Genomic DNA, 14,486 nt, shown 5'->3' with positions numbered 1-14,486 from the left:
CGGAACGGAACTTATCGCAGAGATTACGGTCGCTCCTGCTGCCGGGGTGCAACCGCCGCCCGCAGCCAATGCTCGGGAATGGTCAGTGACGCCGCATCGAGCACCATTTGCCAGCCGGCGTAATTGGCCAGGTAGCGGCTCGCGACACCGCAGAAAACGCGCAGCCACGTCTTGAAGCGGCTATGCCAGCCGTTGACGCCGTTAACGTGGATGGCGCCGCGCGCATGCTCGCCGGCGCGCACGTTGATTGCCCGATGGCTGATCCGTGCCAGCTTCGCAAACGCTGGGTAAGCGGCAGCGCCGTAACTGACCAGCAAGGCGTCGCACGCCAGCACCGGTTTCAAGTAGCGCAGCAGGCGCTCGGCATCCGGCTCGCCCTGGCCGGCATGAAAAGCGTGCGTGGTCTTGCCGCGATCGCGCGCGACCAGCACGCACTCATGCTGACTGATGCCGCGGCACGTGGCCCTGCCACCGCGCTTGCGCGCCGGCCTGTCGAGATGGCGCGAGCCCTTCTGCGATTCGAGGACGTAGGTTTCGTCGGCTTCGACGATGCCCTTCAGCGTTGGCGGCTCCTCGCACCGCACGGCGGCGACGAACCGGTGGCGCCAGCGAAAGCTGGTCGACTTCGCAACCGCGACGCGTTCGGCGGCTGCGCGCACCGTGCGCGAGTCAATCAAGCACTGGAAATAGGCGAGCCATTTGTCGCGATGCCGCAGGCGCGCCAGCGGCGTGCCGGTCAGCGCATTGAAGCTATGGTGGCAGGCGATGCAGCGATACCGCTGCAAGCCATTGGCGTGCCCGCTGCGGTGACAGCGCGCATTGCCGCAATGAGGACAGGCACATCGCCCCTTCGCTTGCTCGATCAGGGCCAGGCAGCGCCCGGGCGCCTCCAGCGTGGCAAGCCAGTCGCGCAGGCAAGCGATCTCGTCGGCCGACAGCGGCAGCTGCGCCAGCGCACGGAATAGGTGCTGAAAGCCGCTCGTTCTCATCCTTGCCTCCTGTTATCGATGAGTTATCTCAACAGAAGGTAAGACAGCGTTGACGCCTGGAAGTTCCCCAACCTTACGCGAACAGCGCGGTAAAAAACCGGTGTCAGACACCGGTGTCAGACACCAGTTCCGGGTCGGTGGCCGCTCAGGCAGCCTTCTCGCCCGGTGCGAGTGTGAGTACGTCGAAGCCGGTCGCCGTCACGGCCACCATGTGCTCCCACTGCGCCGACAGCGAACGGTCGGCCGTCACGACGGTCCAGCCGTCTGGCAGCGAGCGGGTCTGGTGCTTGCCGGCGTTGATCATCGGCTCGATCGTGAACACCATGCCGGGTTCCAGCTTCAGGCCCATGCCCGGGCGGCCATAGTGCAGCACCTGCGGGTCTTCGTGGTACACCATGCCGATGCCGTGGCCGCAGTAGTCGCGCACGACGGAGAAGCCGGCGTTCTCGGCAAGCACCTGGATCGCATGGCCCACGTCGCCCAGGGTCGCGCCGGGCTTCACGGCGCGGATGCCGGCCCACATCGCGTCATACGTCACTTCGCACAGCCGGCGTGCCGCCTTGCTCGGATTGCCCACGTAGTACATGCGGCTCGTGTCGCCGAACCAGCCGTCCTTGATGACGGCCACGTCGATGTTGATGATGTCGCCATCCTTCAGGATCTTCTTCGGCGTCGGGATGCCGTGGCAGACCACCTCGTTGACGGACGTGCACACGGTCTTCGTGAAGCCGGCATAGCCCACGTTCGCCGGGATCACCTTCAGCACGTCGACGATGTACTCGTTGCACAGCTTGTCCAGGTATTCGGTGCTGACGCCGGGTTTGACGTGCGGGCCGATCATCGTCAGCACGTCCGCGGCCAGCTGGCCTGCGATGCGCGAGAGTTCGACCTGTTCCGGCGTCTTGATCAGGATGGCGTTGCTGTTCTTCTTACGCATCGTGCAGCGCCTCTCGCGTTACCGGTGTCAAGCGCAGCGGGCCCTGGCCCGTGTCGCCGCGCAGCAGCAGCTGGCACAGTTCGCTGTAGTTCAGGTCGGGATTGGTTTCGGCCAGCAGGCCGATGCGCAGCCAGTGCTCGGCCTGCGCATTGATCGAGCGGCTCAGTGCGCCGCTGGCGATGCGCAGGTTCTCATGCATCTGGTCGGAGATCTTGACGATGCCCATGGTGGTGCCTTTATATGGTCTATATACGAACCATATATTAGCACGTGCGACGCCGTCATGCTGCCGTTTCCCCTGGCGCCAGGGTCAGCACGTCGAAGCCGGAAGGCGTCACCGCCACCATGTGCTCCCACTGCGCGGACAGCGAGCGGTCCACGGTGACGACGGTCCAGCCGTCGGCCAGCGTGCGCGTGGCGTGCTTGCCGGCATTGATCATCGGTTCGATCGTGAAGACCATGCCGGGCACCAGGGTCACGCCCGTGCCGGGGCGGCCGAAGTGCAGCACGTGCAGGTCTTCATGGTAGACGGTGCCGATGCCGTGCCCGCCATAGCTGCGCACGACGGAGTATCCGGCGCCCTCGGCCACCTGCTGGATGGCATGCCCCACGTCGCCCAGCCGTGCGCCGGGGCGCACGGTGCGGATGCCGGCCCACATCGCGTCGTACGTGACTTCGCACAGCCGGCGTGCGGCCTTGCCGGGCTTGCCCACGTAGTACATCCGGCTGGTGTCGCCGAACCAGCCGTCCTTGATGACGGCCACGTCGATGTTGACGATGTCGCCATCCTTCAGCACCTGGTCCGGGCGCGGAATGCCGTGGCAGACGACGTCGTTGACGGACGTGAGGATCGTCTTCGGATAGCCGTGGTAGCCCACGTTGGCCGGCACGACCTTCAGCACGTCGACGATGTACGCGTGGCACAGCCGGTCCAGGTGCTCGGTAGTAACGCCCGGCTTGACGTGCGGGCCGATCATCGTCAGCACGTCCGCCGCAAGCTGCGCCGCGGCGCGCGAGCATTCGATCTGGTCCGGCGTCTTCAGGATGACGTCGCTGGTTCGGGTAAGCATGGGCGCCTCGGCATGAGTGAATATACGGTTTATATATGAAACGTATACTATCACACCCCGCGCCGCCCGCGTTATCGTGGATGTTTCCCAAAATCGGGGTCAGACCCCGTTTTTTGGAAACATTGGTGTGGCGCAGCGATCAGCGCACGGCGGCGACGTCGAAATGCGGGTTCTGGATCAGCCCCAGCACATTGCCGAACGGGTCCGCGAGCTCGACGACGCGGATGCCGTCGCCCACGTCCTGGATCGCCGAGTGGATGGTCGCGCCCAGTTCGATCACGCGCGCGGTCTCGGCGTCGATGTCGTCGACGCCCCAGTACACCTTGGTGCCCGCGGTACCGGGCTGGCCGTCCGGCACGATGCCCAGTTCGAAGCCGGCGATCGCGAAGCCCACGTAGAACGGCTGGTCGAAGTAAGGTTCGGTGCCGAACACCCTTGCGTACCACGCCTTTGCGGCGGGCAGGTCGTTGGCGGGATAGATGGCGGTGCGCAGTCCTTTGATCATGGTGCTCTCCTGGTTGACGATCCGGCCATCATGCCATGCCGCCCCGTGGGCGGATTGGAAAAATGGAAGGTCGTCAGCCCAGGCCGCCGCTTATGGCAAAGAGCGTGCGAGCAGCGGCGCGAGCCGGTCCACGGCGAAGTCGATGAAGGCGCGGATGCGCGGCGGCATGTGGCGCTGGTTCAGGAAGATCAGGTTGATCTCTTCCAGGTCGCCTGCATTGAAGGCGGGCAGCAGCTCGACGAGGTCGCCGCGCTGGATATCGTCGTACACGTGGAACAGGCCGACGCGGCTGATGCCCAGGCCCTGCAGCGTCAGCTGCCGCATCGTTTCGCCGTTATTCGTCAGCATGCCGCCGCCGACGGCCAGGTGCGTCAGGCGGCCGTCGACGAGGAACGGCCACTCGCCCGTCGCGCGGCGAAAGTTGAAGCCCAGGCAGCGATGGCCGGCCAGGTCCGACGGCACCTGCGGCGTGCCATGCTGCTCCAGGTAGGAGGGCGCGGCCACCACCGCCATCCGGCTGCGCCCCAGGTTGCGGGCGCGGTACGACACGTCGTGCAATGGGCCCATGCGCACGGCGACGTCCACCTCGTCGCGCTGCAGTTCGATCTTGGCATCGGTGAGCGAGATGTCGACGGTGATGTCCGGGTACAGCCGGCTGAATTCCGCCAGCGCGGGCACCAGGTAGTGCTGGCCGAACGGCAGCGACACGTTGACCCGCAACATGCCGCGAATTTGCGCGGAGCGCTGCGACGCGCGCTGTTCCGCTTCCTCGATGTCCTGCAGGATGCGCACGCAGCTGTCGTGGTATTCGCGGCCTTCGGCGGTCAGCGCCAGGTGCCGCGTGGAGCGCTTGAACAGCTGCACGCCCAGCCTTTCCTCGATGCGCGACACCACCTTGCTGACGGCGGAAGGGGAGAGGTTCAACAGGGGCGCGGTCGCGGAAAAGCTGCCCGTTTCCACGACCTTCACGAAGACCTGCATTTCGCCGCTGCGGTTATCCAACTCTGCCCCTTTCGCTGTACTGCCGGCGAGTATACCTGCGCTCAGGCGATCGTCTGTACCGTGCCGCCCTCGGCACGGATCGCCGCGCCGTTGATCACCGCGGCGCGCGGGCTGGCCAGGAAGGCGACGACGTCCGCCACCTCGGCCGGCTTGGCCAGGCGGTAGATCAGCGACGACGGGCGGTTCTCGTCCATGAACTTGCGTTCCGCCTGCGCGTACGGCAAGCCCGGGTTGACGGATTCGATGAACGACTTCAGGCTGTCCGTCTCGGTCGGCCCAGGGAGAACAGCGTTGACGGTGACGGCCGTGCCCTTCGTCAGCTCCGCCAGGCTGCGCGAGATCGACAGCTGCGTGGCCTTGCTGGCGCTGTAGTGCGCCATCGCGGCCATCGGCGTCAGCGCCACTTCGCTGGAGATGAACACGACGCGGCCCGCGCCGCGCTCCAGCATGCCCTTCATGTAGGTGCGGGCCAGCCGCACGCCGCTCCACACGTTCGTTTCGAACATGCGCTGCCAGTCCTCGTCCGTCGTGCTGAAGAAGTCCGACAGCGCATACGTCCCCATGTTGTTGATCAGGATGTCGACGTGCGGATAGCGCTCCGCGGCCGCCCGTTCCGATCCAGGCACGGACAGGTCGGCCGCCAGCGGCAGCACGCGCTCGAAGCCATGCTTGTCGCGCAGCGCGGCCACCGCCTTGGCCACGGTCGCTTCACTGCGGCCGTTGACGATCACGGTGGCGCCTTCGGCCAGCAGGCGGTCGGCGATCGCGTAGCCGATGCCGGAAGTGGATGCGCTCACGAGCGCGGTCTTGTCGTTCAGGTCCAGTTGCATAAGTCCTCCCAAAGATGAGCGGCAAGCATAGGTCCCGCGCGGCGCCCGATAAATGGGCGCTGGAGAACAAGACTTGTGAACCCGGTTCACGGACAGAAGTTACCGTTCGGCGGCCGGCGCGCTGGCGGCGAAGTCGTGGAAATCGCGGATCAGGTGGGATTGGTCGAAATAGCCGCAGTCGGCGGCCAGCGCGGCCAGGTCGCCGTCGGCAGCCGTGTCACGCAGCCGGTCCAGCGCGTGCCGGAACCGGCAGATGCGTGCGAACAGCTTCGGCGTCAGGCCCACCTGCTGCCGAAATTGCAATGTGAGGTGCTGGCGCGAGACGCCGAGATCGTCCGCCAGCGCGTCGACCCGCAGTGCGCCGCCCGCCGCCTCGATCGCGGCTACCGCGTGCAGCGCCAGCGTCGGTGCGCTTGGTGCGGGCGCCAGCCGGGCCAGCAACGCCTGTTCGATCAGCCGGAGACGGGCGGTATCGGTCAGGTCGCGGCTCCACAGCGCGTCGTCGAGCCGGTCCGCCGCGGCGCGGCCCCACAGCGCGGGCAGGTCGGCCCGGCTGTCGGTCATCACATGCAGCGGTACGCCGAGGAAGCGCCCGGCCGCGCCGGGCTTGAACCGTACCGCCACGGTGCGCACGGGCGTCGTCGCCGGCACGACGATGGCCGTGCTCATCATGCCGACGGCGAACGGGGCGGCGCCGCCGTCCTGCCACAAGATGTCCACGCAGTTATCGGGCAGCACCCGGTGGGCGTGCGGGGCGGCGGCGGAGACCGGGGCGGCCACCCGGGCCGTCCACAGGCACGCGACATGCGGGCGCAGTGCCGGGCAAGGGGGATATTCGCGATATGTCATCATGGCCGAACCAGTATAATGTCCGGTTCATATCCATATTTCACCGTTTTCCACTTTCTGCATCCATCATGCAAGACAAATATAGTCCCGCCGACGTCGAAAAAGCCGCCCAATCGCACTGGAAGGCGATCGACGCCTACAAAGCCGTCGAAAACGACCCGCGTTTCCCGAAAGGCAAGTACTACGCCTGCTCGATGCTGCCTTACCCGTCCGGCAAGCTGCACATGGGTCACGTGCGCAACTATACGATCAATGATGTGATGTACCGCTACCTGCGGATGAACGGCTACAACGTGCTGATGCCGATGGGCTGGGATGCGTTCGGCATGCCCGCCGAGAACGCGGCCATGGCGAACAACGTGCCGCCGGCGCAGTGGACCTACTCGAACATCGCCCACATGCGCTCGCAGATGGAGATGATGGGCCTGGCCATCGACTGGTCGCGCGAAATGACGGCCTGCAAGCCCGAGTACTACAAGTGGAACCAGTGGATGTTCCTGAAGATGCTCGAGAAGGGCATCATCTACAAGAAGACCGGTACCGTGAACTGGGACCCGGTGGACCAGACCGTGCTGGCCAACGAACAGGTCGTCGACGGCCGCGGCTGGCGTTCCGGCGCGCTGATCGAGAAGCGCGAGATCCCGATGTACTACGCCCGCATCACCGATTATGCGGAAGAGCTGCTGGACTTCGTCGACAACAAGCTGCCCGGCTGGCCCGAGCGCGTGCGCATCATGCAGTCGAACTGGATCGGCAAGTCGACCGGCGTGCGCTTCGCGTTCCCGCACCAGATCAAGGGCGACGATGGCGCGCTGATCGGCGACGGCAAGATGTTCGTGTTCACGACGCGTCCCGACACGATCATGGGCGTCACGTTCTGCGCGGTGGCGGCCGAGCACCCGATCGCCACGCACGCGGCGAAGAACAACGCGGAACTGCAGGCCTTCATCGCCGAGTGCAAGATGGGTTCCGTGATCGAGGCCGACATGGCCACGATGGAAAAGAAGGGCATGCCCACGGGCCTGTTCGTCACGCACCCGCTGACGAACGAGCAGGTGGAAGTCTGGGTCGGTAACTATGTGCTGATCACGTATGGCGACGGCGCCGTGATGGGCGTGCCGGCGCACGACGAGCGCGATTTCGCGTTCGCGAAAAAATACAACCTGCCGATCAAGCAGGTGATCACCACCGCCGACAACAAGGAATACTCGCTGGACGCATGGCAGGAATGGTATGGCGACAAGGAAGCGTCGATCGTCACGAACTCCGGCAAGTACGACGGCCTGCGTTACGCGGAAGCCGTCGATGCGGTGGCTGCCGACATGGCCGCGCTGGGCCTTGGCGAGAAGAAGGTCACGTTCCGCCTGCGCGACTGGGGCATCTCGCGCCAGCGCTACTGGGGCACGCCGATCCCGATGATCAACTGCGCCGACTGCGGCTCGGTGCCGGTGCCGTACGAAGACCTGCCCGTCGTGCTGCCGGAAGACTGCGTGCCGGACGGCACGGGCAACCCGCTGAACAAGCACGAGGCCTTCCTGAAGTGCGACTGCCCGAAATGCGGCAAGCCGGCGCGCCGCGAAACGGACACGATGGACACGTTCGTCGATTCGTCGTGGTACTACATGCGCTATACGTCGCCAGGCTCGAACGATGCGATGGTCGATACCCGCAACGATTACTGGATGCCGATGGAGCAGTACATCGGCGGCATCGAACACGCCGTGCTGCACCTGCTGTACGCGCGCTTCTGGACGAAAGTGATGCGCGACTTCGGCCTCGTGAAATTCGACGAGCCGTTCGTCAACCTGCTCACGCAAGGCATGGTGTTGAACGAGACCTACTACCGTGAAGACGCAGCGGGCAAGAAGACGTGGTACAACCCGGCCGACGTGGAACTGACCACCGACGACAAGGGCCGCCCGGTATCGGCGCTGCTGAAGGAAGACGGCCAGCCCGTATCGATCGGCGGCACGGAAAAAATGTCGAAGTCGAAGAACAACGGCATCGACCCGCAGGCGCAGATCGAGCAGTACGGCGCCGATACGGCCCGCCTGTTCACGATGTTCGCGTCGCCGCCGGAACAGACGCTGGAATGGTCGGGCAGCGGCGTCGAAGGCGCCAACCGCTTCCTGCGCCGCGTGTGGGCGTATGCATACGCGCAGAAGGACCGCATCGCCGCCGCCGGTGCCACCGTCACGGCGAATGCAAGCACGGACGCGGGCAAGACGCTGCGCCGCGAACTGCACAAGGTGCTGCAGCAGGCCGACTACGACTTGAAGCGCATCCAGTACAACACGGTGGTATCGGCCTGCATGAAGATGCTGAACACGCTGGAGTCGGCCAAGCTGGACGACAGCGCCGAATCGTCGGCGGTGATCTCGGAAGGCCTGTCGATCTTCCTGCGCCTGCTGAACCCCGTCGCGCCACACATCACGCACGTGCTGTGGGCGGAGCTGGGTTACGCGGCCGCCAACAAGGACATCCTCGATACGGCCTGGCCGCAGGTCGATCCGGCCGCGCTGGAACAGTCCGAGATCGAGATGATGATCCAGGTGAACGGCAAGCTGCGCGGCTCCGTGAAAGTGCCGAAGGCCGCCGACAAGGCGGCGATCGAGGCGGCCGCGCTGGCCGAGGAGAGCGTGCGGAAGTTCATCGAAGGGACGCCGAAGAAGGTCATCGTCGTGCCGGGCAAGCTGGTCAACATCGTGGTGTAAGGCTATGGCGACGACTCTGAAAGGCATTACCCGCAACGTGGTGCTGCTGGCCGCGCTGGCCGGCAGCGCAACCGCGCTTTCCGGCTGCGGCTTCCACCTGCGCGGCTCGGGCGGCAACTACACGCTGCCGTTCTCGTCGATGTACATCAGCCTGCCGGATTCGTCGCCGCTGGCGATCGACTTGAAGCGCAACATCCGCGTCAACGGCGGTACGACGATCGTCACCGATCCGAAGCGGGCCGATGGTGTCGTCGAGGTCATCACCGATCCGGAAAAAACGCGCAGCAAGTCGATCCTGTCGCTGAACAGCGCCGGCCGCGTCAGCGAATACCTGCTGACGTATAACATCGTCTTCCGCGTTACGAATGGCACGGGCACCCAGCTGCTGGGCCCCACGCAGATCACGCTGACGCGCCCGATCACGTTCAGCGAAACGCAGCTGCTGGCGAAGGAACAGGAAGAGGCGCAGCTGTACCGCGACATGCAGAAGGACCTGGTGCAGCAGATGATGCGGCGCATGGCGGCGATCAAGCCGTCCCGTCCCGATGCGGCGCCGACCAGCACGGTCAGCCCGCTGTCCGTGCCGGGCATCGTCGCGCCGGGTTCGGTCGCGCAGCCGGGAACGACGGCCACGCCGGTGCCGCAGGGACCTGCGGAGCCCAAGGAACGCCAGGAGTAGCATGATACTCCGCGCTGAAGCGCTGGACGGCCACCTGGCCAAGTCCCTGGCACCGCTGTACGTGATCACCAGCGACGAGCACCTGCTCGCGCTGGAAGCGGCGGACAAGATCCGCCGTGCCGCCCGCGCGCAAGGCTATTCCGAGCGCGACGTGCTGACGGTGGAGCGCAGCTTCAAATGGGGCGAGCTGCTGGCCGCCAACCAGGCGCTCTCGCTGTTCGGCGACAAGAAGCTGATCGAGTTGCGCATCCCCACGGGCAAGCCGGGCAAGGATGGCGCCGCGGCGCTGCAGGCCTATGTGAAGGACCTGTCGCCGGATAATCTCACGCTGATCACGCTGCCGAAGCTGGACTGGCAGACGGCCAAGGCGGCCTGGGTGGCGGCCCTGCAGCAGGCGGCCGTGTACGTCGAGATCCCGAACATCGAACGGGGGCAGCTGCCGAACTGGATTTCGATGCGGCTGTCGATGCAGGGCCAGAGCACGGACCGGCAAAGCCTCGACTTCATCGCCGACCGCGTCGAGGGCAACCTGCTGGCGGCGCACCAGGAAATCCAGAAACTGGGCCTGCTGCACGCGGCGGGCAAGCTGTCGTACGAGCAGGTGCACGACGCCGTGCTGAACGTGGCGCGCTACGACGTGTTCAAGCTGTCCGAAGCGATGCTGGCGGGCGACGCCGCGCGCCTCGTGCGCATGCTGGAAGGCTTGAAGGGCGAGGGCGAGGCGCTGCCGCTGGTGCTGTGGGCCGTGTCCGAGGAAATCCGCACGCTGCTAAAATTGAAGGCAGGGATGGCGCAGGGCCGGCCGCTGCCGGCGCTGCTGAAGGAATACCGCATCTGGGGCCCGCGCGAGCGGCTGATGGACCCGGCACTGCGGCGCGTGACGCTGCCGGTGCTGGAGGACGCGCTGCGCCAGGCCGCCCAGGTCGACAAGATGGTCAAGGGCTTGCGCGCCAAGGCGTACGCGGGCGACCAGTGGGACGCCATGCTGCAGCTGGCGTTGAGAATAGCTCGAGGACAATGATGAACGACGCAGTTCGACACGATGTCAGGCAGTACATGGAGGAGCTGGGCAAGCGCGCCCGCACCGCATCGCGCGCGATGGCCCGCGCCGACAGCGCGACGCGCAACCGCGCGCTGATGCTGATCGCCGATGCGATCGAGCGCGATGCGGCCGCGCTGCGCGCCGCCAACCAGCAGGACCTGGAAGCGGCCCGCGCGAACGGCCTGGCGCCGGCGATGGTCGACCGGCTGACGTTGTCGGAGAAGGCGATCGCCACGATGGTCGAAGGCCTGCGCCAGATCGTCGCGCTGCCAGACCCGGTGGGCGAAATCTCGAACATGAAGGTGCGCCCGACCGGCATCCAGGTCGGCCAGATGCGCGTGCCGCTGGGCGTCATCGGCATCATCTACGAAGCGCGGCCGAACGTGACGGTCGATGCGGCGGGCCTGTGCATCAAGAGCGGCAACGCGACGATCTTGCGCGGCGGCTCGGAGGCGATCCACTGCAACCGCGCGCTGGCGAAGATCGTCAAGCAGGGCTTGATCGACGCGGGCCTGCCGGAAGACGGCGTGCAGGTGGTCGACACGACCGACCGCGCCGCCGTCGGTGCGCTGATCACGATGCCGCAATACGTGGACGTGATCGTGCCGCGCGGCGGCAAGGGCCTGATCGCCCGCCTGATGGAAGAAGCCACCGTGCCGATGATCAAGCACCTGGACGGCATCTGCCACGTGTACATCGATGCGAAGGCCGACCTGAAGAAGGCGCTGGACATCGGCTTCAACGCGAAATGCCACCGCTACGGCACCTGCAACACGATGGAGACGTTGCTGGTCGAGCGCAGCATCGCGCCGGCCGTTCTGCCGGAGCTGGCCAAGCTGTACGTGGCCGAGCAGGTCGAGCTGCGCTGCGACGACGAGGCGTACGCGATCCTGTCGACGCCCCGTTACCCGCACCTCGCGCACGCGACGGAAGAAGACTGGGCCACCGAATACCTGGCGCCGATCCTGGCGGTGCGCGTCGTCGACGGCATCGACGCGGCGATGGACCACATCAACACGTGGTCGTCGAAGCATACCGAGGCGATCGTCACCGAGGACTACAGCGCGGCGATGCGCTTCCTGCGCGAAGTCGATTCGGCATCCGTGATGGTGAACGCGTCGACGCGCTTTGCCGACGGGTTCGAATACGGCTTGGGCGCCGAGATCGGCATTTCCAACGACAAGCTGCATGCCCGCGGCCCGGTGGGACTGGAAGGATTGACGTCGCTGAAGTACGTGGTGTTCGGCCACGGCGAAACGCGCAAATAACAAGGAATCGAGCCCCTATGCTGTGGATTAAAGCGCTGCACATCGTCTTCATCGTGTCCTGGTTCGCCGGCCTGTTCTACCTGCCGCGCATCTTCGTCAACCTGGCGATGGAACAGCCGGGGGCGACGACGGAGCGCCTGCTGCTGATGGCCCGCAAGCTGTACCGCTTCATGACGATGCTCGCGGTGCCGGCCGTCGTGTTCGGCCTGCTGCTGACGTGGATGCAGTACCGCACGCCGCAGGGCATGACGATGCCGGGCTGGCTGCATGCGAAGCTGCTGTTCGTCGTGCTCGTGCTGGGCTACCACCACGCTTGCGGTTCGCTGCTGAAGAAGTTCGAGCGCGGCGTGAACAAGCGCGGCGACAAGTTCTACCGCTGGTTCAACGAGGTGCCGGTGCTGCTGCTGCTGGCGATCGTGATCCTCGTCGTCGTCAAGCCATTCTGATTTGCTCGGAGGACGCATGAAGACCTGCCTGTACTACTTTGCCCCGCATTCGCCGTGGGCCTACCTGGGCCACGAACGCTTCGTGGCGCTGTGCCGCAAGCATGGCGTGCAGATCGACCTGCGGCCGCTGGACCTGGGCAAGGTGTTCAACGCGTCCGGCGGCCTGCCGCTGGCCAAACGCCCGCCGCAGCGGCAGGCTTACCGCCTCGTCGAACTGGCGCGCTGGTCGGCGTTCCTCGGCATGCCGCTGAACGTGCAGCCGAAGTTCTTTCCCGTGTCGCCCGACGCCGCCGCGAAATTGATCATCGCCGCCCGGCTGTCGCACGGCCTGGACGTGGCGCTGAACTTGGCGCAAGCGATCATGCGCGGCCTGTGGGCGGAAGAAAAGAACATCGCCGACGAAGCGACCCTGATCGGCTGCGCGAACGACCTGGAGCTGGACGGCGCGCAGCTGCTGAAATCCGCGCCGACGGCCAGCGTGCAGGCCGAATACGACCGCAACACGGAAGCCGGCACCGCCGCCAACGTGTTCGGCTCGCCGTGGTACATCCTGGACGGCGAAAGCTTCTGGGGCCAGGACCGGCTCGATTTTCTGGAACGGGCGATGCGTGCCGGTTGAGTTTTAAGAACCAACGGCGTAAAGCTGGGGTCAGACCCATCGGGTCTGACCCCGGGGTTTGCTTCTGGGTTTCGACTTGAGCCTGTGGCTCCTCGGTGACCCGTATTTTTGCATTTCACAACGGACAAAAGGTATCCCGATGACCTCCTATTTCTGCCCCTGCCCGCGCGGCATGGAAGCGGCGCTCGCTGAAGAGCTGGCCGAGATCGCGCAAACCACCCACAGCGCCACGCTGAAAGTGCACAACCAGGTGCCCGGCGGCGTGCATTGCTCCGGCGACCTGTACGACGCCTACCGCATCAACCTGCATTCACGCATCGCGTCGCGCGTGCTGATGCGCATGGGCGTGTGCCATTACCAGAACGAAAACGACATCTACGACCTCGTGCTCGCGCAGCCGTGGGAAGAGTGGTTCGGCGTGGACCACACGATCCGTGTCGACGTCACGGCCATCAAGTCGCCGTTGAAGAGCATCGAGTTCACGACCTTGAAGATCAAGGATGCCGTCTGCGACCGCTTCCGCGACATGTACGGCAAGCGCCCGTCCGTCGACACGCGCGAGCCGGACATGCGCATCGCAGGTTTCCTCGACCAGCGCCAGTTCATCGTCTATCTCGATACGTCCGGCGAGGCGCTGTTCAAGCGCGGCTGGCGCAGCGAGACGGGCGACGCGCCGCTGCGCGAGAACCTGGCCGCCGGCCTGTTGCGGGTATCCGGCTGGAAGCCTGGCATGCCGCTGTTCGACCCGATGTGTGGCTCCGGCACGATCCTGTGCGAGGCCGCGCAGATGGTGCAGGGCGTGCCGCCCGGCGCGCGCCGCCGCTTCGCGTTCGAGAAATTCCATGACTTTGATCCGGCCCCGTGGCTGGAGATGAAGGCATCGTTCAAACCGAACCCGCTGCCGTCCGAACCGACGATCTTCGGCTCCGACATCTCCGGCGACATGGTCGCAATGACGCGCCACAATCTCAGGAATGCCGGTATCCTGTTCGACGTTCCGTTGAAGCAGATCGAGGCGCAGCAGGTGCAGCCGCCGACCGCCACGCCGGGCATCCTGCTGACGAATCCTCCATACGGCGAGCGGATCGGCGTGCGGGGTGACAGCACGTTGCCGGAAGACGAGCTGGCGAAATCGTTCTACGCCGACCTCTCGAAGACGTTGAAGCAGCGCTTCGCGGGGTGGACGGCCTACCTGTTCACGGCCGACCTGAACCTGCCGAAGATGCTGCGGCTGAAGGAGTCGCGCAAGACGCCGTTCTTCAACGGCGCGCTGGAATGCCGCCTGTTCCGCTTCGACATGGTGGCCGGTTTCAACCGGCGCGAAGAAGCGAAACCGAAAAGCGAAGAGTGATACTGACCGGCTGGAGTGCCGGTACGGTCGAATGTAACCCCAAGGCGAAACCTGGGGTCGGACCCGCCGGGGCTTAGCCGGGGTTTTGGAGAGCTTGCTCTCCGCCGGCAAAGCGGTGATGGCTTGCAAGCCATCACTCCTTCCCGACCCCTGTCTCTGCTTCTGGGTTAACTTTGGATAAGCGA

At 65.4% G+C, this 14,486-nt stretch carries 15 protein-coding genes; 7 read left to right on the top strand and 8 right to left on the bottom strand.

Translation table 11 applies throughout. The annotated features are described in order from the left end of the window. Nucleotides 1–23: 23 nt before the first annotated feature. From IP92_RS11495 to IP92_RS11460, 8 genes are all read right to left on the bottom strand, one after another. A complete protein-coding gene (locus IP92_RS11495; RefSeq protein ID WP_199271944.1) occupies nt 24–989 on the bottom strand; it encodes an IS1595 family transposase in 966 nt (321 codons plus the stop codon). A 145-nt stretch (nt 990–1,134) separates the two neighbouring features. After that, nucleotides 1,135–1,926: a type I methionyl aminopeptidase gene (gene map, locus IP92_RS11490; RefSeq protein ID WP_145874686.1), complete on the bottom strand. Its 792-nt coding sequence runs from the start codon at nt 1,924–1,926 to the stop codon at nt 1,135–1,137. Further along, nucleotides 1,919–2,152: a ParD-like family protein gene (locus IP92_RS11485; RefSeq protein ID WP_145874684.1), complete on the bottom strand. Its 234-nt coding sequence runs from the start codon at nt 2,150–2,152 to the stop codon at nt 1,919–1,921. The genes map (IP92_RS11490) and IP92_RS11485 overlap by 8 nt, the downstream gene beginning before the upstream one ends. 55 nt (nt 2,153–2,207) lie before the next feature. Continuing rightward, nucleotides 2,208–2,996 carry a type I methionyl aminopeptidase gene (map, locus tag IP92_RS11480; RefSeq protein WP_145874681.1) on the bottom strand — a complete coding sequence of 263 codons (789 nt, stop codon included), beginning with the start codon at nt 2,994–2,996 and terminating at the stop codon, nt 2,208–2,210. A 139-nt stretch (nt 2,997–3,135) separates the two neighbouring features. Then, nucleotides 3,136–3,501 carry a VOC family protein gene (locus IP92_RS11475; RefSeq protein WP_145874678.1) on the bottom strand — a complete coding sequence of 122 codons (366 nt, stop codon included), beginning with the start codon at nt 3,499–3,501 and terminating at the stop codon, nt 3,136–3,138. A gap of 90 nt (nt 3,502–3,591) precedes the next feature. Further along, nucleotides 3,592–4,503, bottom strand: coding sequence for a LysR family transcriptional regulator (locus IP92_RS11470; RefSeq protein WP_145874676.1), 912 nt, complete (start codon nt 4,501–4,503; stop codon nt 3,592–3,594). A 41-nt stretch (nt 4,504–4,544) separates the two neighbouring features. Then, on the bottom strand, nt 4,545–5,333 hold the full coding sequence (locus IP92_RS11465; protein WP_145874674.1) for an SDR family NAD(P)-dependent oxidoreductase: 789 nt from the start codon (nt 5,331–5,333) through the stop codon (nt 4,545–4,547). 99 nt (nt 5,334–5,432) lie between these two features. After that, complete coding sequence (locus tag IP92_RS11460; protein WP_229418726.1) at nt 5,433–6,185, bottom strand: DUF6597 domain-containing transcriptional factor; 753 nt, start codon at nt 6,183–6,185, stop codon at nt 5,433–5,435. A gap of 65 nt (nt 6,186–6,250) precedes the next feature. On the opposite strand from IP92_RS11460, the gene leuS reads away from it, so the two are divergent. The 7 genes from leuS (at nt 6,251) to IP92_RS11425 (ending at nt 14,301) form a co-directional block, all read left to right on the top strand. Further along, nucleotides 6,251–8,896: a leucine--tRNA ligase gene (leuS, locus tag IP92_RS11455; protein ID WP_145874672.1), complete on the top strand. Its 2,646-nt coding sequence runs from the start codon at nt 6,251–6,253 to the stop codon at nt 8,894–8,896. Nucleotides 8,897–8,900: 4 nt separating this feature from the next. Beyond that, nucleotides 8,901–9,575: an LPS-assembly lipoprotein LptE gene (locus tag IP92_RS11450; protein ID WP_145874670.1), complete on the top strand. Its 675-nt coding sequence runs from the start codon at nt 8,901–8,903 to the stop codon at nt 9,573–9,575. 1 nt (nt 9,576) lies between these two features. After that, nucleotides 9,577–10,596: a DNA polymerase III subunit delta gene (holA, locus tag IP92_RS11445; RefSeq protein WP_145874668.1), complete on the top strand. Its 1,020-nt coding sequence runs from the start codon at nt 9,577–9,579 to the stop codon at nt 10,594–10,596. Then, nucleotides 10,593–11,885 carry a glutamate-5-semialdehyde dehydrogenase gene (locus IP92_RS11440; RefSeq protein WP_229418725.1) on the top strand — a complete coding sequence of 431 codons (1,293 nt, stop codon included), beginning with the start codon at nt 10,593–10,595 and terminating at the stop codon, nt 11,883–11,885. Before holA ends, IP92_RS11440 begins: the two co-directional genes overlap by 4 nt. A gap of 17 nt (nt 11,886–11,902) precedes the next feature. After that, a complete protein-coding gene (locus IP92_RS11435) occupies nt 11,903–12,331 on the top strand; it encodes a CopD family protein (RefSeq protein WP_145874666.1) in 429 nt (142 codons plus the stop codon). Nucleotides 12,332–12,347: 16 nt separating this feature from the next. Beyond that, nucleotides 12,348–12,950: a 2-hydroxychromene-2-carboxylate isomerase gene (locus IP92_RS11430; RefSeq protein ID WP_145874663.1), complete on the top strand. Its 603-nt coding sequence runs from the start codon at nt 12,348–12,350 to the stop codon at nt 12,948–12,950. A gap of 139 nt (nt 12,951–13,089) precedes the next feature. After that, entirely contained in the window at nt 13,090–14,301 is a 1,212-nt protein-coding gene (locus IP92_RS11425) for a THUMP domain-containing class I SAM-dependent RNA methyltransferase (protein ID WP_371860919.1), read from the top strand. Nucleotides 14,302–14,486 lie beyond the last annotated feature (185 nt).

The sequence above is a fragment of the Pseudoduganella flava genome, assembly GCF_007830495.1.
Classification (GTDB): domain Bacteria; phylum Pseudomonadota; class Gammaproteobacteria; order Burkholderiales; family Burkholderiaceae_D; genus Rugamonas; species Rugamonas flava.
The sequence above is the reverse complement of the archived record's forward strand: the minus strand, read 5'-3'. Positions and strand labels throughout refer to the sequence as shown.